Annotated in this window: 20 protein-coding genes; 14 read left to right on the plus strand and 6 right to left on the minus strand. The window is 58.5% G+C overall.

Going from position 1 to position 15,571, the window contains the following annotated elements; all coding sequences use genetic code 11:
- Nucleotides 1-196: 196 nt before the first annotated feature.
- Nucleotides 197-2,488 carry a beta-glucosidase BglX gene (gene bglX, locus D8U69_RS02135; RefSeq protein ID WP_130906589.1) on the minus strand — a complete coding sequence of 764 codons (2,292 nt, stop codon included), beginning with the start codon at nt 2,486-2,488 and terminating at the stop codon, nt 197-199.
- Nucleotides 2,489-2,722: 234 nt separating this feature from the next.
- Between bglX and D8U69_RS02140 the strand changes: the two genes are divergently transcribed.
- The 6 genes from D8U69_RS02140 (at nt 2,723) to D8U69_RS02165 (ending at nt 5,821) form a co-directional block, all read left to right on the plus strand.
- Nucleotides 2,723-3,328, plus strand: a complete 606-nt coding sequence (locus D8U69_RS02140; protein WP_130906590.1) for a LemA family protein — start codon at nt 2,723-2,725, stop codon at nt 3,326-3,328.
- Between the two features lie 29 nt (nt 3,329-3,357).
- A complete protein-coding gene (locus tag D8U69_RS02145) occupies nt 3,358-4,110 on the plus strand; it encodes a TPM domain-containing protein (RefSeq protein WP_130906591.1) in 753 nt (250 codons plus the stop codon).
- A 27-nt stretch (nt 4,111-4,137) separates the two neighbouring features.
- Entirely contained in the window at nt 4,138-4,755 is a 618-nt protein-coding gene (locus D8U69_RS02150; protein WP_130906113.1) for a TPM domain-containing protein, read from the plus strand.
- A 132-nt stretch (nt 4,756-4,887) separates the two neighbouring features.
- On the plus strand, nt 4,888-5,172 hold the full coding sequence (locus D8U69_RS02155; RefSeq protein ID WP_130906079.1) for a helix-turn-helix domain-containing protein: 285 nt from the start codon (nt 4,888-4,890) through the stop codon (nt 5,170-5,172).
- Entirely contained in the window at nt 5,169-5,525 is a 357-nt protein-coding gene (locus tag D8U69_RS02160) for a putative holin (protein ID WP_130906080.1), read from the plus strand. Before D8U69_RS02155 ends, D8U69_RS02160 begins: the two co-directional genes overlap by 4 nt.
- Nucleotides 5,525-5,821, plus strand: coding sequence for a phage holin family protein (locus D8U69_RS02165; RefSeq protein WP_130906081.1), 297 nt, complete (start codon nt 5,525-5,527; stop codon nt 5,819-5,821). Before D8U69_RS02160 ends, D8U69_RS02165 begins: the two co-directional genes overlap by 1 nt.
- 6 nt (nt 5,822-5,827) lie before the next feature.
- Here the strand turns inward: D8U69_RS02165 and D8U69_RS02170 are convergent, their stop codons facing one another.
- Nucleotides 5,828-6,253 carry a helix-turn-helix domain-containing protein gene (locus tag D8U69_RS02170; RefSeq protein ID WP_130906082.1) on the minus strand — a complete coding sequence of 142 codons (426 nt, stop codon included), beginning with the start codon at nt 6,251-6,253 and terminating at the stop codon, nt 5,828-5,830.
- Between the two features lie 300 nt (nt 6,254-6,553).
- Here D8U69_RS02170 and D8U69_RS02175 point away from each other — a divergent pair, with 300 nt between their 5' ends.
- The 3 genes from D8U69_RS02175 (at nt 6,554) to D8U69_RS02185 (ending at nt 8,546) form a co-directional block, all read left to right on the plus strand.
- Nucleotides 6,554-6,841 (plus strand): ogr/Delta-like zinc finger family protein, encoded by a 288-nt coding sequence (locus D8U69_RS02175; protein ID WP_130906083.1) that lies wholly within the window; start codon nt 6,554-6,556, stop codon nt 6,839-6,841.
- Complete coding sequence (locus D8U69_RS02180; RefSeq protein ID WP_130906084.1) at nt 6,834-7,190, plus strand: hypothetical protein; 357 nt, start codon at nt 6,834-6,836, stop codon at nt 7,188-7,190. The genes D8U69_RS02175 and D8U69_RS02180 overlap by 8 nt, the downstream gene beginning before the upstream one ends.
- A 138-nt stretch (nt 7,191-7,328) precedes the next feature.
- A complete protein-coding gene (locus D8U69_RS02185; RefSeq protein WP_130906085.1) occupies nt 7,329-8,546 on the plus strand; it encodes an SAM-dependent methyltransferase in 1,218 nt (405 codons plus the stop codon).
- Nucleotides 8,547-8,660: 114 nt separating this feature from the next.
- Here D8U69_RS02185 and D8U69_RS02190 read toward each other — a convergent pair whose 3' ends face one another.
- Nucleotides 8,661-9,551: a DMT family transporter gene (locus tag D8U69_RS02190; protein ID WP_056856068.1), complete on the minus strand. Its 891-nt coding sequence runs from the start codon at nt 9,549-9,551 to the stop codon at nt 8,661-8,663.
- A gap of 270 nt (nt 9,552-9,821) precedes the next feature.
- Between D8U69_RS02190 and D8U69_RS02195 the strand changes: the two genes are divergently transcribed.
- The 3 genes from D8U69_RS02195 to D8U69_RS02205 all read left to right on the plus strand — a co-directional run bounded on the left by D8U69_RS02195 (nt 9,822) and on the right by D8U69_RS02205 (nt 11,244).
- Nucleotides 9,822-10,403: a DJ-1/PfpI family protein gene (locus D8U69_RS02195; protein ID WP_056856067.1), complete on the plus strand. Its 582-nt coding sequence runs from the start codon at nt 9,822-9,824 to the stop codon at nt 10,401-10,403.
- A 13-nt stretch (nt 10,404-10,416) separates the two neighbouring features.
- Complete coding sequence (locus tag D8U69_RS02200) at nt 10,417-10,722, plus strand: ribbon-helix-helix domain-containing protein (RefSeq protein WP_056856066.1); 306 nt, start codon at nt 10,417-10,419, stop codon at nt 10,720-10,722.
- Nucleotides 10,723-10,899: 177 nt separating this feature from the next.
- Nucleotides 10,900-11,244, plus strand: a complete 345-nt coding sequence (locus D8U69_RS02205; RefSeq protein WP_056856065.1) for a YegP family protein — start codon at nt 10,900-10,902, stop codon at nt 11,242-11,244.
- A 110-nt stretch (nt 11,245-11,354) separates the two neighbouring features.
- Here D8U69_RS02205 and D8U69_RS02210 read toward each other — a convergent pair whose 3' ends face one another.
- Both D8U69_RS02210 and D8U69_RS02215 read right to left on the minus strand, forming a co-directional pair.
- On the minus strand, nt 11,355-12,242 hold the full coding sequence (locus tag D8U69_RS02210; RefSeq protein ID WP_130906592.1) for a dihydrodipicolinate synthase family protein: 888 nt from the start codon (nt 12,240-12,242) through the stop codon (nt 11,355-11,357).
- Between the two features lie 31 nt (nt 12,243-12,273).
- Complete coding sequence (locus D8U69_RS02215) at nt 12,274-13,056, minus strand: aldolase (RefSeq protein WP_056856063.1); 783 nt, start codon at nt 13,054-13,056, stop codon at nt 12,274-12,276.
- Between the two features lie 111 nt (nt 13,057-13,167).
- On the opposite strand from D8U69_RS02215, the gene D8U69_RS02220 reads away from it, so the two are divergent.
- Nucleotides 13,168-13,710 (plus strand): XRE family transcriptional regulator, encoded by a 543-nt coding sequence (locus D8U69_RS02220; RefSeq protein WP_056856062.1) that lies wholly within the window; start codon nt 13,168-13,170, stop codon nt 13,708-13,710.
- Nucleotides 13,711-13,858: 148 nt separating this feature from the next.
- Here the strand turns inward: D8U69_RS02220 and D8U69_RS02225 are convergent, their stop codons facing one another.
- Nucleotides 13,859-14,878, minus strand: a complete 1,020-nt coding sequence (locus D8U69_RS02225) for a DUF4917 family protein (RefSeq protein ID WP_130906593.1) — start codon at nt 14,876-14,878, stop codon at nt 13,859-13,861.
- A gap of 154 nt (nt 14,879-15,032) precedes the next feature.
- Here D8U69_RS02225 and D8U69_RS02230 point away from each other — a divergent pair.
- The coding region (locus D8U69_RS02230) for a LysR family transcriptional regulator (protein ID WP_130906594.1) at nt 15,033-15,571 on the plus strand (539 nt) is incomplete at its 3' end.

The raw sequence follows: 15,571 nt of genomic DNA on the forward strand, positions 1-15,571 counted from the left end.
ACTCAAAACTCTGCTGCGTCACATCCTGGGAATCCAGGCCGATCTGCACGTTGAACTCGCCCGGCTCCGCAGCGTATTCCAGATCGTTCCCACGCTCTGCGTGGGAACGCCTCTAGGGACGCTCCGCGTCCAGTGACGCGGAGCGTCACGGGCTGCATTCCCACGCAGAGCGTGGGAACGATCAGTCCACACGGGGTTACAGCAACTCAAAACTCTGCTGCGTCACATCCTGGGAATCCAGGCCGATCTGCACGTTGAATTTGCCCGGTTCCGCAGCGTAGTTGAGCTGGCTGTTGTAGAACTTCAGGTCATCCTCGGTGATGGTGAAGTGCAGGACTTTCTGTTCGCCCGCCTTGAGCAACACCTTCTGGAAGTTTTTCAGTTCCTTGATCGGGCGGATCATCGAACCGGTTTCGTCCTGGATGTACAACTGCACCACGGTTTCGCCGTCACGCTTGCCGGTGTTTTTCACCGTGACGCTGGCGTCGAGCTTGCCGGTCTTGTTCAGCGTGGTCGACGACAGGGCCATGTCGCTCAGACTGAAATCGGTGTAGCTCAAACCGTAGCCGAACGGGAACAGCGGGCCGGTTGTGTCATCGAAATACTGCGAGGTGTAGTTGCCCGGTTTGCCCGGCGTGAACGGCCGGCCGATGCTCAGGTGGTTGTAGTAAGTGGGAATCTGGCCAACCGAACGCGGGAAGGTGATCGGCAGTTTGCCCGACGGGTTGTAGTCGCCGAACAGCACATCGGCAATGGCATTGCCGCCCTCGGTGCCGCTGAACCAGGTTTCGAGAATCGCGTCAGCCTGTTCTTTCTCTTCGAGGATCGACAGCGGGCGGCCGTTCATCAACACCAATACCAGCGGCTTACCGGTGGCTTTCAAGGCGCGGATCAGTTCACGCTGGTTTTCCGGGATGTTCAGGTCGGTGCGGCTCGACGATTCGTGGGACATGCCACGGGACTCGCCCACGGCCGCCACCACCACGTCAGCCTCCTTGGCGGCTTTCACCGCTTCGTCGATCAACACGTTGGCCGGGCGCGGGTCATCGACCACTTCCGGGGCATCGAAGTTGAGGAAGTTCAGGTAGTCGAGGATCTTCTTGTCGCTGGTGATGTTGGCGCCACGGGCGTAGATCAGCGTCGATTTATTGCCCAGAGCGGTGGTCATGCCATCGAACAGGGTAACCGATTGCGCCGGGCGACCGGCGGCAGCCCAGCTGCCCATCATGTCGATGGGTGCCTTGGCCAGCGGGCCGACCAGGGCGACTTTCGCGGTTTTCTTCAGCGGCAGGGTCTGATTCTGGTTTTTCAGCAATACCAGGCTGCGACGCGCGACGTCACGGGCCTCGGCGCGGTGCAAGCGGCTGTCGGCGTAAGTGTCGACCGGATCATCCTCGGCCTTGCCGATGCGCAGGTACGGGTCCTTGAACAGGCCCATGTCGTATTTGGCGTCGAGCACTGCACGCACGGCGTTGTCGATGTCGCTCTGCTGGATCTCGCCGGACTTCAGCAAACCCGGCAGCTCCTTGCCGTACAAGGTATCGTTCATGCTCATGTGGATGCCGGCCTTGATTGCCAGCTTCGCGGCTTCGCGGCCATCACGGGCGACGCCGTGCTTGATCAGCTCGAAAATCGCCCCGTGGTCGCTGACTGCCAGGCCCTTGAAGCCCCATTCTTTGCGCAGCAGGTCGTTCATCAGCCAGGTGTTGGCGGTGGCCGGCACGCCGTTGATCGAGTTCAGCGCCACCATCACCCCGCCGGCACCGGCATCGATCGCCGCGCGATAGGGGGGCAGGTAGTCCTGGTACATCTTGACCGGGCTCATGTCGACCACGTTGTAGTCGCGGCCACCTTCGACCGCGCCGTACAGCGCGAAATGCTTGACGCTGGCCATGATGCTGTCGGCGGCGTTGGCGCCGGCGCCCTGGAATGCCTTGACCATCACCCCGGCAATGCGCGACACCAGGTAGGTGTCTTCGCCGAAACCTTCGGAGGTACGGCCCCAGCGTGGGTCGCGGGAAATATCAACCATCGGTGCGAACGTGATGTCGAGGCTGTCAGCCGCCGCTTCCTTGGCGGCGACGCGCCCGGACAAGCCAATGGCGTCCATGTCCCAGCTCGACGCCAACGCCAGCGGGATCGGGAAAATGGTACGGTGGCCGTGGATCACGTCATAGGCGAAGAACATCGGGATCTTCAACCGGCTGCGCATGGCGGCGTCCTGCATCGGACGGTTTTCCGGGCGGGTGATCGAGTTGAACGTACCGCCGATGTTGCCCGCGGCGATTTCCTTGCGGATCATCTCCCGAGGCATTTCCGGGCCGATGCTGATCAGGCGCAACTGGCCGATTTTCTCATCGAGGGTCATTTGCTTCATCAGGTTGCTGACGAAGGCTTCCTTGTTCTCCAGAGGTGCGGGCGTCGTGGCGGCCAATACGTTATGACTGGCCAGGCTGACGAACAGGCCCAGCAAACACAGCTTCTTCATGAATAGTTTTCTCAAGGGCCCAAACGGCGATGTACACGCCGGCCAGCCAAAATTTAGGGAGCGACTATTGTTGTTCGGGTACCGGTTCAAAAAAGCCGGATGCGTTTTTTGCGCTGGGCATTTTTTAGCCCATTGCCCCGATGCAATCCAGATGCGCGGCCGATTATGCCCGAAGAGCCGGCCGAGAGGGTCTTCGGTTGTTTTTTCCATGAATGTGAAGGGAGCATCACTGATATGAATGTACGACAGTCCTACCGGTCGAGCCTGCAAGTGGCCACGTTATTGGTGCTCGCCACGCTTCTGACAGCCTGCGGCATCAACAACATCCCGACCCTCGACGAGCAGGCCAAGGCGGCCTGGGGCCAGGTGCAGAACCAGTATCAGCGCCGTGCCGACCTGATTCCCAACCTGGTGGAAACGGTCAAGGGCTACGCTGCCCATGAGAAGGAGACCCTGACTGCCGTGGTCGAGGCCCGGGCGAAGGCAACGTCGATCCAGGTCGACGCCTCCACCCTCGATAACCCGGAAAAACTCAAGCAGTACCAACAGGCCCAGGATCAGCTCAGCGGTGCCTTGAGCCGGTTGATGGTGGTGGTCGAACGCTATCCGGACCTCAAGGCCAACCAGAACTTCCTCGCCCTGCAATCGCAGCTCGAAGGCACCGAAAACCGCATCAGCGTGGCCCGACGGGATTTCATTCTGGCGGTGCAGAAGTACAACACCGAAATCCGCACCTTCCCCGGTCGCCTGTGGCATAGCGTGATGTACAGCGACCTGCCTGTGCGCGAAACCTTCGAAGCCACGCCAGGCTCGGAAAAACCGCCCGAGGTCAAATTCTGATCGGTGCGTCACCACGGACGAGGTTGCACATGCGCGTCTTGAAAGCAGGCCTGGTGCTGATGCTGTGGGTGTTGACCCTGGCAGCCCAGGCCGAATTGAAGTTTCCTGAGCTGACCGGACGGGTGGTGGATAACGCCCGAATGATCGAACCGGCGGTGCGTGAGCAACTGACGCAGCAGCTTCAGGCCCATGAAAAATCTACCGGTGAGCAACTGGTGGTAGTCACCCTGGAGAACTTGCAGGGCACCGACATTGCCGACTTCGGTTATCAATTGGGGCGCTACTGGGGCATCGGCCAGAAGGACAAGAACAACGGCGCATTGCTGATCGTCGCCCGTGAGGAGCGAAAACTGCGCATTGAAGTCGGCTATGGCCTGGAAGATCGCCTGACCGATGCGCAGAGTTCGGTGATCATCCATCAGGTGATCACACCCGCTTTCAAGACCGGCAATTTCAGCAAGGGCATCAGCGACGGTGTCGCGGCGATGCTGGTGGTGTTGGGCGGTAATCCACTGGATGAGCCGTCGACGGTATATGAGTCCACGGGCGATCCGAATGATGATCTTGTCTCGCGGCATCCCGGGCTGTTCGTGTTTTTGGTGTTGTTGTTCATCCTGACTGTGTTTGTTTGCCAGATGCTCGGTATTCTCCCCGCCGGCCGGGGTGGTTCGGGTGGCTCCGGTGGTGGTTTCGGCGGTGGCGGTTTTGGCGGCGGTGGCGGCGGGGGCTTCAGTGGCGGCGGTGGCAGCTTCGGCGGCGGTGGTTCGTCCGGCGGCTGGTAACAATAAAATGAACAGGCACTTCACGACATGGCATTACTGACTGAACACGAACAACGCAAAGTCGCCGAGGCGATCGCCCGGGTCGAGCGGGACACCGACGCCGAACTGGTCACAGTGCTCGCGGCCCGCGCCGACGACTATGCGTACATCCCGCTGCTGTGGGCCAGCCTGCTGGCGCTGGTGGTGCCGGGGATCGTGCATTACCTGAGCGGCTGGCTGACCCTGCATAGCCTGCTCATGGTGCAATGGACTTCTTTCATCGTGTTGTGCCTGCTGTTCCGGCTACCGAAAGTGACCACCCATTTGGTCCCGCGCTCGGTGCGTCACTGGCGCGCTTCGAACCTGGCCCGTCGGCAGTTTCTGGAGCAGAACCTGCACCACACCGAAGGCAGCACCGGCATTCTGATTTTTGTTTCTGAAGCCGAGCGCTACGTGGAAATCCTGGTGGACGAGGGCATTTCCAGGCGTCTGGACAACAAGAACTGGGACGCAATAGTCGCTGCATTCACCCAGCAAGTCCGGCAAGGGCAGACGCTGCAAGGCTTTGTCAGTTGCGTCGAGGCGTGCGGTGAATTGCTCAAGGTGCACGTGCCGGTGACCCATGTTCGCAATGAGTTGCCGAATCGCTTGGTGGTACTCGCCTAACCCTTGAGGTGGAGCGTTTTTGTAGCCTGTGGCGGCACAACCCGGGCAAGTTGTCCGACGCAGGGCCAGTCTTCAACATCCCTCTATAAGCGAACGCCTCGAGGCGGCCGCTCTGACGTAGAGGGAGTTCTCATGCCAGCGCATCAAAAACATGACTCTTTGCATGAGGCAGCGAGCGAAATCGATCTGCCGGCGAAACTGACTGCAAAAGAGACACAAGTCCTACTGTGGTGCTTAAAGGGTAAAACGTCCTGGGAGATCGCCAGGATTCAAAACTGCTCCGTGTCCACGGTCAACTTTCACTTCTCCAACATTCGCCGCAAGTTCGCCGTCAGTTCGCGCAGTGCGGCTCTGCTCAAGGCGATTGAAGTGGGAGCCATCAGCCTTGCTTCAATCGAATCGCGAGGTGTCCCATGAGCCTGGCTGAATCAACCTACAACAGCATCGGCGGCCTTCTGTTGGGATTGGGCATTTCGACATTGCCTTCGATTGACGGGGAGGTCCTGTTCGGTGCATCGCTGGGAGCCTGGCTGGTAACCACCACTCGCAGCAATTTCAAGGCCTGGCAACGTATCGGCTCATGGTTATTGTCGGCGGGAGTCGGATATTTGTTTACGCCCGTCGCGCTGCCGATGGTTCCTTTTCTGACAGTCGGCGTGACGGCGTTTCTCTGCGCGATGGTCGTCATTCCCATCAGCATCAAGCTCATGCTCTGGATCGACGGGGCCGGGCTGGGCGACATTCTCAAGCACTTGAGAGGTCGGGGGTGATGGGCTATGCAATGATTGCACTGGTCTTCCTTACCGGTATTGCTCATTTGTTGAGTGCGGTCAGGCTGGCCTGCTATCAGCGTGATGAAGTGCATCACTGCTGGCGTGAAGGACTGGTGACCAGTCTGTGCGGAGGACTGTCCTGCGTTGCCGGGATGGATGTTTTTTTGACATTCGTGCCGGTGAGCCCATGGCATGCGGTAGCCAGTTTTTTCCTGTGCATGCTGATCATCAGAAGCGGTGGAAGGATCGTTACGCTGTGGCAAGCTGCGAAGGCATTCGATATCAGGCCCTAGCAGGTTTCATGGGTTATTCGACTGTTGGAGGGTCGACAGGATAGAGGCGATTTCTGCCAGTTGAAGTTCCATTTCCCGCAAGCGGCGCTTTTCCTCCAATGCATTCTGAATGGCACAGCGATCTTCTTCGTTGAGTGATCTCCACAGCGCGAGAATCGCATCTTCACGAACCGTACTGTCCTGATGGTGCGCGACTGATTCGGTCACCGCTGTTCGCATGATCGGACCTTCGCCAAGCAGCAGCCAATCAAGGGAGATGCCACGAGTCTGTGCGATTTCTACGCATAATGAGTATGGCGTGCTGTCACGACCTTTCCAGCTGCTGAGGGTCTGCGGACTGATTTGCAGCGCTGAAGACAAAGAAGCATCGCTTTTTGTATTGGTGATTTGTTTCAGTCGCGCCAGAACAGCTTGTGATTTTTTGCTACGCAATTTGAGCCTCTTCCTTTTGACATATGCTTTAATCGTGCTTAACGTATGCGAAATGAGTACTTTTTTTCTTGTAAGTAATCAATCATCAACTATGAGTCAGAAGAATACGATGTCGAAACTTCCTAATGGTATCAGGGTGATTTCCTACGAGTTTGGTTGTTACCCATCCCATATCTGCCCATTGCACTTCCTTTTGTCCGGCAGGCTTGTCTTGCAAGGACGGATTGCGGCGATCAACGCGGGTGGCAGTATTGCGGTTGGTCATGTCGATTACCACCAAATGACTACGGGGAATCGGGCATGAGTACTTACAAAATGGTATGTCCGCACTGCTTGAGCCGGATGCGCATTCGAACCAGCGAGGGTCGTCATATCTTTCTGCGAGTAGCCTATCTGCAATGTACGTCGGAGGCATGCGGCTGGTCGGTTCGCGCCGAGTTCGAAATGACCCACGAGCTCTCTCCCAGTGGAATGCCCAACCCGGCCGTACGTTTACCCTTTGCCGACCCCGACTTGCGCCATGCTGCCCGGCCTGTGGTTCAAAGCAACGTTTCGACGGATCCGTCACAGGCATTGACTCATGAATGAAATCGATGAAAGTCTGCAGTTGGATGATGAGCTATTGATTATTGCCCAAGGGTTTCTGGCCCGTCATGGAAGTGACGGATTGTCAGATGACCAAGTGTTGTTCTGCCGTGCCGTAAAACACATGCAATGTATGGGGGTGCCCCGGCACATGGCGGAAAAGCTGGTCAGTCATGCCTATGGAGTACTCAAGTCGTGCAATGACCGGCGGCGTCTGGATATCGCCGCGAGTTCAGAAACTGTCGCCGTGGTGACCGACCCCGTCAACGGGCTTACTTGGGCGGTGCCTGTGGGGCTGATCGTCAAATACGTGATCAACTCACCGAGTAATCGCAAACTTCGATTGGTGTAATACAGAAGTTTCTGTGTGTGCAATCAGGTCTTGGGCGGTGGCCCCAGGACCTGGCGTGAAATAACTCCGTGCCCAAAAAATCCATGCACCCTAAAATAGCCTGCATTCCCGATTCGAATTGCCTGAGGCCGTTTTTCCATGTCTGTCACCGCCACTCCCGCCAGCCTCGCGCCGGATCATCACACCCAATTCATCCACTTGCTGCAAACCAGCTTGGAGCAAAACGCCTTTATCAAACTGGTGCTGGCCAAATATGTTGGCGATGAAACCGATCTGCAGCGGATCATCGTCAAACCGGTGACGGTCAAGACGCAGCCGTGCCTGTCCTTCGTCTACCGCTACAAAACCCGTGACATCACCAAGAACCTGCCGTTGGACGAAGGCGTGGCAAGCATTGCCGGTTTGCTGCCAGCATCGTTCAAAAATGCGCATTTACTGTCGCTGACCGATGAAGCCCAGCTCGAATACAGCAAAAAGGGCAAGAGTTCGCTGTTCAAGAGCAAACCCCAGCAATTGCGTGAAGTGCCGTCCGCCGAACACAACCGCGAGAAGAACAGGTTTCTGGATTTGAGCCGACCGTTCCTCTCCGACCTCGGTGTGACCAACAGCAAGCACGAGCTGATCCCGGCGATGTCGCGCAAGTGGAAACAGATCAACAAGTTCATCGAAGTGTTCAGCCATGCGCTGACCTCGTCACCGCTGGCGCTGGACAAACCGGTGCGCGTTGCAGACTTCGGTTCGGGCAAGGGATACCTGACGTTCGCCATCCACGACTACCTGCGCAATACCTTGAACGCCGAGGGCGAAGTGACCGGCGTTGAACTGCGTGAGGACATGGTCACCTTGTGCAACGCCGCGGCAGCCAAGCTTGAGCACCCGGGACTGGTGTTCAAGTGCGGCGACGTGCGCAGCGTGGCGCCGAGTGAGTTGGATGTGATGATCGCCTTGCATGCCTGCGACATTGCCACCGACTATGCCATCCACACCGGCATCCGTTCCGGGGCGTCGATCATCATGTGCTCGCCGTGCTGCCACAAACAGATTCGCCTGCAAATCCAGAGCCCGGCGTTGCTCAAGCCGATGCTGCAATACGGATTGCACCTGGGCCAGCAGGCGGAAATGGTCACCGACAGTTTGCGTGCGCTGTTCCTCGAAGCCTGTGGTTACGAAACCAAAGTGTTCGAGTTCATTTCGTTGGACCACACCAACAAGAACAAGATGATCCTGGCGGTCAAACGCGCCGAGCCGGTCGATCCAACGCAGTTGCTGGCAAAGATCGAGGAATTGAAGGCGTTCTACCAGATCACCGAGCATTGCCTGGAAACGCTGCTGCGAGCCGACGGCTTTATTAAATGATGACTCTGTAGGAGCACAGCTTGCTCGCGATGGCGTCCTCAAAATCGCCATCGCGAGCAAGCTTTGCTCCTACACGTGCTTGGCGATCCGCCGGCAAGCCTGGCTCCTACAGGGTTATGCACTAGCTACACGAGCCGGCTGCACCGCAGTCTTGCGCCCGAGCATCACGGTCACGATCACCCCGGCCGCGAACACCCAGGTAATCGGTTCCACGTGTTCACCGAAGAACAACGCGGAAAAGGCGATGGTGAAAAAAATCTGCAGCAACTGGATCTGACTGACCCGGGCAATGCCGCCCATGGCCAGCCCGGCATACCAGGCAAAGAAACCGATGAACTGCGAAAACAGCGAGACGTAACCGAAGGCCCACCAGGTCTTGGCGGAAATTTCGCCCTGGTGTTGCAGCGCCAGATACACCACCGGGCCGATCAGCAGCGGCGTCGACAGCACCAGTGCCCAGCAGATCACTTGCCATCCGCCCATCTCCTTGGCCAACCGGCCACCTTCGGCGTAACCCAATCCCCCCACCGCAATCGCGCCGAGCATCAGCAAGTCGCCAGCCTGAATGCTGCCGGCACCACTGATCAGCGCATAACCGAGCACCAGCGCACTGCCCAGCGCGGCGCAGGCCCAGAAGGCTTTCGACGGCCGTTCATGGGACAACCATGCGGCGTACAGCGCCACACACAGCGGCTGCAGACCATTGACCAGTGCACCGTGGGACGCCGGCAAGGTTTGCATGGCCCAGGCCGACAGCACCGGAAACCCAAGAATCACCCCGGCAATTACCAGGCTCAGGCCTTTGATCTGTTTCCAGGTCGGCCATTTTTCCCGGCGCCACAGCAACAGCAACGCCGCCGGGATCGCCGCGAACAATGCTCGGCCCAGGCCATTGAGCAGCGGGTGCAGTTCCTGCACGACAATTCGTGTGAAGGGCAGGGTGAGGCTGAAAATCACAACGCCAAGCAGGCCCAGGGCCATACCGGTGTTTTCGCGCGAGGACATGATGGCAACCAGAATCGTGGAGGGTGCGGTTATCTAGCCATAATCGCGTCCCAAGCCGCTGTAACAGCTGGGTGAAGAGTTATCCGTACAGTTTGAGGGCTTCTTCGCGGGCAAGCCTCGCTCCTACAGATTTGGCGTGTTCTTTGTAGGAGCGAGGCTTGCCCGCGAAGAACGAAAACGCGGTCTTCGGGTAGTAGCCGGTTGTTACCCGGTCCGCCAGATAAGGACTACCTTGAATATTCCTATGCATTTCCAAGAGGAGTCCTACTCATGGCCGCTAAAAAAATCCTGATGCTGGTCGGCGATTTTGTCGAAGACTACGAAGTGATGGTCCCCTTTCAAGCGTTGCTGATGGTCGGCCACACCGTTCACGCGGTGTGTCCGGACAAAACCGCCGGCCAGACCGTGCGCACGGCCATCCATGACTTCGAAGGCGATCAGACCTACAGCGAAAAACCCGGTCACCTGTTTGCCCTTAACTTCGACTTTGCCAAGGTCAACGCGGCGGATTACGACGCGGTGCTGATTCCGGGCGGTCGTGCGCCGGAGTACCTGCGTCTGAACGAAAAAGTCCTGGAACTGGTGCGCGATTTCGACAAGGCCGGCAAACCGATCGCCGCTGTGTGCCACGGCGCGCAACTGCTGGCGGCGGCCGGGATTCTCGAAGGGCGCGAGTGCAGCGCTTATCCGGCTTGTGCACCGGAAGTGCGTCTGGCCGGCGGTACGTTTATCGATATCCCGGTGACGGACGGCCATGTTCAAGGCAATCTGGCCACGGCGCCGGCCTGGCCAGCGCACCCGAACTGGCTCGCCGGTTTCCTCGGTTTGCTGGGCACCAAAATCACGCTGTAACGAGGAACCTGTCATGTGCGAGCTGTACGTCAAGGCTGACCCGATTCTCTACGAATCGCGCTCCCGTTCGCTGCGCATTTGCGGGGTGGTGACCACTCTGCGCCTGGAAAACCAGTTCTGGGACATTCTCAGCGAAATCGCCGAAGTCGACGGCATGACCACCAACCAGTTGATCGCCAAACTGTATGAAGAAGTGATGGACTACCGTGGCGAAGTGGTGAACTTCGCCTCGTTTTTGCGGGTGAGCTGTACCCGGTATTTGAGTCAGCGGCGCACAATCGCTCCGGAATTGTCGATGGTGAAGCGTTCAGTCAGGTAGGTTTGCGGCGTGCTTACTGGCCCTATCGCCAGCAGGCTGGCTCCTACAGTGGATTGCGTACAAACAGTCCAATGTGGGAGCCAGCCTGCTGGCGATGGGGCCTTTATAGGCGACAGAAATAGCAGGCTGGTCTTTACTCTGAAGCGCGCAACCTCTCAATCGCCAAGGAGAATCAGCATGTCCGGATGGTATGAAGTGAGCAAAAACAGCAGCGGTCAGTTCAGGTTTGTGCTGAAGGCGGCGAACGCCGAAACCATTCTGACCAGCGAGCTGTACACCACCCGCGCCGCGGCCGACAAAGGCATCGCGTCAGTCCAGGCCAACAGCCCTCAGGATGAGCGCTACGAGAAGAAAACCACCAAGGATGGCCATCCCTATTTCAATCTCAAGGCCGGTAACCACGAGATCATCGGCAGCAGCGAATCCTATGCCTCCGACGCCGCGATGGAGAAAGGCATCGCCAGCGTCAAGGCCAACGGGCCGACCAAGGTGATCAAGGACAAGACCTTGCCGGTGCTTTGAATCCAACCCTGTACGAGCGAGCCTGCTCGCGATGAGACCGTCACATTCAACCGTGATGTTGACTGACAGACCGTCATCACGAGCCGGCTCGCTCCCACATGTTCCGCGTTTTAACGCAAGGTTTTGATCAACCCTTGCAACTGAGCACGACCCGCTTCACCCAACGCAAACACCGGCAACCGCGGATCACCCACCTCCAGACCGGTTTCGCGCAAACCGGCCTTGATCGTCGCCGGCAAGCCACCCTTGAGGATGAAGTCGAGCAATGGCAACTGGCGATAGAACAACTCGCGCGCCTTGCCCAGATCATTGGCCATTACCGCTTCATACAAGTCCAGGTTGAGCTGTGGGATCAGGTTCGGTGCCGCCGTGCACCAGCCTTTCGCGCCTGCCGCGAAGGCTTCGAGCGCCAGCGGGTTACAGCCGTTGTAGAACGGCACCCGACCTTCGCCCAAGCGTTGCAGCTGATGCATGCGCTGGATGTCGCCGGTGCTCTCCTTGACCATGGTCACGTTTTCGACGCCATTGACGATGCGCAGAATCAAGTCTACCGACATGTCGGTGCCGCTGGTGGCCGGGTTGTTGTAGAGCATGATCGGCACGCCGATGCTGTCGCCGATGGCGCGGTAGTGGGCGAGGATCTCTGCCTCGCTGAGCTTCCAGTAGGAGGTCGGCAGCACCATCACCACATCGGCGCCATGGGCCTCGGCAAAGCGTGCGCGGCGTACCGCTTTGGCAGTGGTCAGGTCCGACACGCTGACGATGGTCGGCACCCGTTTGGAAACGTGCTTGATGCTGAACTCGGCGACCTGATCCCACTCCGCGTCGCTCAGGTAGGCACCTTCGCCGGTGCTGCCCAGTGGCGCGATGGAATGCACGCCGCCGTCGATCAAGCGGTCGATGGAACGCCCGAGCGCGTCAAGATCAACGCCTTCGCCGTTGGCGGTGAATGGGGTGATGGTGTAGCCGATGATGCCGTGAATGTTTGCGGTGGACATGGTGTCGCTCCGTTGTAAAAGGGCAGGGGTGTCAGTTCAGGCAATCAGCGTGTTGGCGCAGGTTCTGCCGGGCGTAGTAGTTGAAAGCAGCGGCATGGCGCTTGGGCCGGGCGATCCAGTCGTGGGCTTCGCGACCCAGTTCCGGAATGATCGGCTTGATGGTCCCGGCGCTCATTGCCAGCAATTGCAGTTTGGCGGCGCGTTCGATCAATTGTGCGATCACACAGGCCTCCTCGATGGTGGTGCCGGTGGACAACTGGCCGTGGTGAGAAAGCAGAATCGCCCGTTTGTCGCCGAGTGCGCCGGCAATCAGGTCACCTTCTTCGTTGCCTACCGGCACGCCGGGCCAACCTTCGAGGAACGCGCAGTCGTCGTAGAGCGGGCAGAGGTCCATGTGGGAAATCTGCAGCGGCACTTCCAGCATCGATAACGCGGCGATATGGGTCGGATGGGTGTGAATGATGCAGTTCACATCCGGTCGTGCGCGGTATACCCAACTGTGGAACCGATTGGCCGGATTCGGCATGCCGTGGCCTTCGAGCACTTCCAGGTCTTCGTTGACCAGCAGCAGGTTGCCCGCGGTGATTTCGTCGAAACCCAGGCCCAGTTGTTGAGTGTAGTAAGTGCCAGGTTGTGGGCCGCGGGCGGTGATTTGCCCGGCCAGACCCGAGTCGTGGCCATTCTCGAACAGAATGCGGCAGGTCAGGGCCAGCTTTTGCCGGTCGGTCCACGTATTATCCGCCAACGTGTTTTGCATCTGGTTAAGCGCTTGCTTGACCAGTTGATCTTTGGGCAGTGCTAATGTCTTGGCCATATCGGTGTCCTCTTTGGCTGAGTCATGCAGATGACACGAAAGATGCTATATGACACTTTGTGTCATGAGCAAGGACAATTCGTCACCTTCTTGATGGATTAATCGCTCCACATGTCTATCCGTTTGAAATTATTGAGAAAAAAACTTGGCGTAACCCTTGAGGAATTGGCGGAAAAATCCGGCATGACCAAGAGTTATCTGTCGAAGGTCGAACGCGGGTTGAACACGCCGTCGATTGCGGCTGCGTTGAAACTGGCCAAGGCGTTGAACGTGAAGGTCGAGGAATTGTTCTCGGAGGACAAGGTCAGTGTCGACAGCTACAGCCTGGTGCGCAGCCACGAGCGGCAACCGTTGGGTTCCAGCGAGGACAACCCGGGCTATGCGGTGCTGGCCCATCAGGTCAGTGAACGCAGCCTGCTACCGTTCATCATTTACCCGCCGACCGAGTTCATCGACAAGGCCTTCAAGGAACACTTGGGCGAGGAGTTCCTGTTCGTCCACGAAGGGCAGGTGGAAGTGGATTTCGTCAGCGAACGCGTGCTGCTCAATCGAGGCGATGCACTGCACTTCAACTCACAGAAACCGCACCGGATTCGCTCGGTGGGCGAGGTGCAGGCGCAGTTGCTGGTAGTGGTGCATAGCGCTGAAGACTGAGTGGGTCGGTTTTGGTGGCGAGGGAGCTTGCTCCCGCTGGGCTGCGAAGCGGCCCCCTGCATTTTTTAAAGAACATGCACGGGCAGGATTACGACTGCTGCGCAGCCGAGCGGGAGCAAGCTCCCTCGCCACAGGTCAGGCGTTCACCTCAGACCTCAACGGGTACGGCCAACTTCGGGCTACCCAGCGCATGGGTCTTCGAATCAAAAAACCGCAACTCAATCCCCGTCCCCTCGAACACCTTCGCGTAATGCCGCTTCTGATGCTGGATGAACGCCTTGCTGCGCGGATAGATCGAGATCGCCAGCACCTGCGGTTTGGCCAGGCGCAAGGCATGGATGATGTGTTTGTCCTGCTCGCCCAGCGCATGCCCGAAAATGCACAAACCATCGCCATGGCCGAGTAGCTGCTCGTAGCAGAATGACAGGTAATCGGAGCTGCGAATGGTCTTGAGTTTGTCCGCGCTCGGCCCTTCGTTGACGAACAGCGGTACGTCGTCGAGGGTCTTGATCGTGTTGTTGATGGCGAAATTGCCCAGCAACGTGCCCTCGGTCGACATCAACTTGCGCGCTGTGCCGTCCTGGTTACGCACCAGGTGCAGACCGCCGTGCAGGTACAGCAAGCGGGTTTTATCGGTGGCGGTGGTGCTGAGGTCGAAGGCGGGTTCGGCACCCTGGAACAGATCGGTGATCGTCTCGGGCTGGTGTTGCACCGCCCAGTAGTTGAGCAGGTCGTAATTGGTGGTGAACACCGTGCGCCAGATGCTCAGTTCCTGGTTGATCGTCGCCAGCGTCGATGCCTGGACCAACCGCCACGGAATGTGCGCGGCATGCACGGTGTTGATCAGCGCTTCCTTGATCGCGTAGTAACGATTGCGCGGCGCGGCGGAGCTGACGGCCAGGGCCTTGTTGACCCGGCTGGTGGTTTTCAGTGCGCTCAGCACCTGCTCGAAACTGCGGGTTTGCATCGCGTCGAACACGCTCAGCTCGGATGGGCTCAGCGGTTTTTCTTCCACTGTGCGAGCGTTTTCAAACAGCGACTCATAGCCGAAATCATCCCACACCGCGCGGCTGGCACCGTTGCCCACCAGCAGGCCGCTGAACGCAGCGCTCGTGCGCAAGGCGTTCCAGTCTTCAAGTTGGGCATCGACATCCAGGAAATCGGTCATTGCGTTTTTTCGACTCACGGCAAAAGGGGCTGATGGGCGGCGACTTTATCATGCCGGGCGGGGAGATTTTTCGTCGCGCGCTGCATCCCCGGCACAGCCCGGACGAAGGACGTTATGCTGCGCCTTCGCCTGAGCCGACTTTGCCGAGTGCCCAATGCTGCAAAAAAGCCTGATCCGCCGCCTCGACCTGATCACCCTGCAACTGTTTGTCGCCGTACATGAAGAGGGCACGCTCACCCGTGCTGCCGCGCGCGAAGCGATTGCGGTGTCGGCGGCGAGCAAGCGTTTGATGGAGTTGGAAGAGGCGCTGGGCATCAGTCTGTTCGTGCGCCAGGCCAAGGGCATGACGCTGACGGCGGCCGGTGAAACCTTGCTGCATCATGCGCGGCAAATGCTGTTCAACGTCGAGAAAATGGGCCTGGAACTGGGTGAGCACAGCCACGGGGTGCGCGGTTATGTGCGGATGCTCGCCAACCTGTCGGCGATCATTCAGTTTCTGCCGGAAGACTTGCGGGATTTTTCCGAGCGGCACCCGCAGGTCAAGACCGATCTCGAAGAACGTCCCAGCGCCGGGGTGATTCAGGGGGTTCTGGATGGTGTGGCGGACCTCGGGATCTGTTCCATCGACAGCGACATCAAAGGCCTGCACAGCGTGTTGTACCGTCAGGACAAACTGGTGGTGGTGATGCTGCC

Origin of the sequence: Pseudomonas sp. Sample_16, from assembly GCF_004307665.1 — a bacterium.
Taxonomy (GTDB): domain Bacteria; phylum Pseudomonadota; class Gammaproteobacteria; order Pseudomonadales; family Pseudomonadaceae; genus Aquipseudomonas.

Coding starts and splice junctions, on each gene's coding strand:
- bglX (WP_130906589.1), bottom strand. CDS start 2,488: ATGAAGAAGCTGTGTTTGCTGGGCCTGTTCGTCAGCCTGGCCAGTCAT.
- D8U69_RS02140 (WP_130906590.1), top strand. CDS start 2,723: ATGAATGTACGACAGTCCTACCGGTCGAGCCTGCAAGTGGCCACGTTA.
- D8U69_RS02145 (WP_130906591.1), top strand. CDS start 3,358: ATGCGCGTCTTGAAAGCAGGCCTGGTGCTGATGCTGTGGGTGTTGACC.
- D8U69_RS02150 (WP_130906113.1), top strand. CDS start 4,138: ATGGCATTACTGACTGAACACGAACAACGCAAAGTCGCCGAGGCGATC.
- D8U69_RS02155 (WP_130906079.1), top strand. CDS start 4,888: ATGCCAGCGCATCAAAAACATGACTCTTTGCATGAGGCAGCGAGCGAA.
- D8U69_RS02160 (WP_130906080.1), top strand. CDS start 5,169: ATGAGCCTGGCTGAATCAACCTACAACAGCATCGGCGGCCTTCTGTTG.
- D8U69_RS02165 (WP_130906081.1), top strand. CDS start 5,525: ATGGGCTATGCAATGATTGCACTGGTCTTCCTTACCGGTATTGCTCAT.
- D8U69_RS02175 (WP_130906083.1), top strand. CDS start 6,554: ATGAGTACTTACAAAATGGTATGTCCGCACTGCTTGAGCCGGATGCGC.
- D8U69_RS02180 (WP_130906084.1), top strand. CDS start 6,834: ATGAATGAAATCGATGAAAGTCTGCAGTTGGATGATGAGCTATTGATT.
- D8U69_RS02185 (WP_130906085.1), top strand. CDS start 7,329: ATGTCTGTCACCGCCACTCCCGCCAGCCTCGCGCCGGATCATCACACC.
- D8U69_RS02190 (WP_056856068.1), bottom strand. CDS start 9,551: ATGTCCTCGCGCGAAAACACCGGTATGGCCCTGGGCCTGCTTGGCGTT.
- D8U69_RS02195 (WP_056856067.1), top strand. CDS start 9,822: ATGGCCGCTAAAAAAATCCTGATGCTGGTCGGCGATTTTGTCGAAGAC.
- D8U69_RS02200 (WP_056856066.1), top strand. CDS start 10,417: ATGTGCGAGCTGTACGTCAAGGCTGACCCGATTCTCTACGAATCGCGC.
- D8U69_RS02205 (WP_056856065.1), top strand. CDS start 10,900: ATGTCCGGATGGTATGAAGTGAGCAAAAACAGCAGCGGTCAGTTCAGG.
- D8U69_RS02210 (WP_130906592.1), bottom strand. CDS start 12,242: ATGTCCACCGCAAACATTCACGGCATCATCGGCTACACCATCACCCCA.
- D8U69_RS02215 (WP_056856063.1), bottom strand. CDS start 13,056: ATGGCCAAGACATTAGCACTGCCCAAAGATCAACTGGTCAAGCAAGCG.
- D8U69_RS02220 (WP_056856062.1), top strand. CDS start 13,168: ATGTCTATCCGTTTGAAATTATTGAGAAAAAAACTTGGCGTAACCCTT.
- D8U69_RS02225 (WP_130906593.1), bottom strand. CDS start 14,878: ATGACCGATTTCCTGGATGTCGATGCCCAACTTGAAGACTGGAACGCC.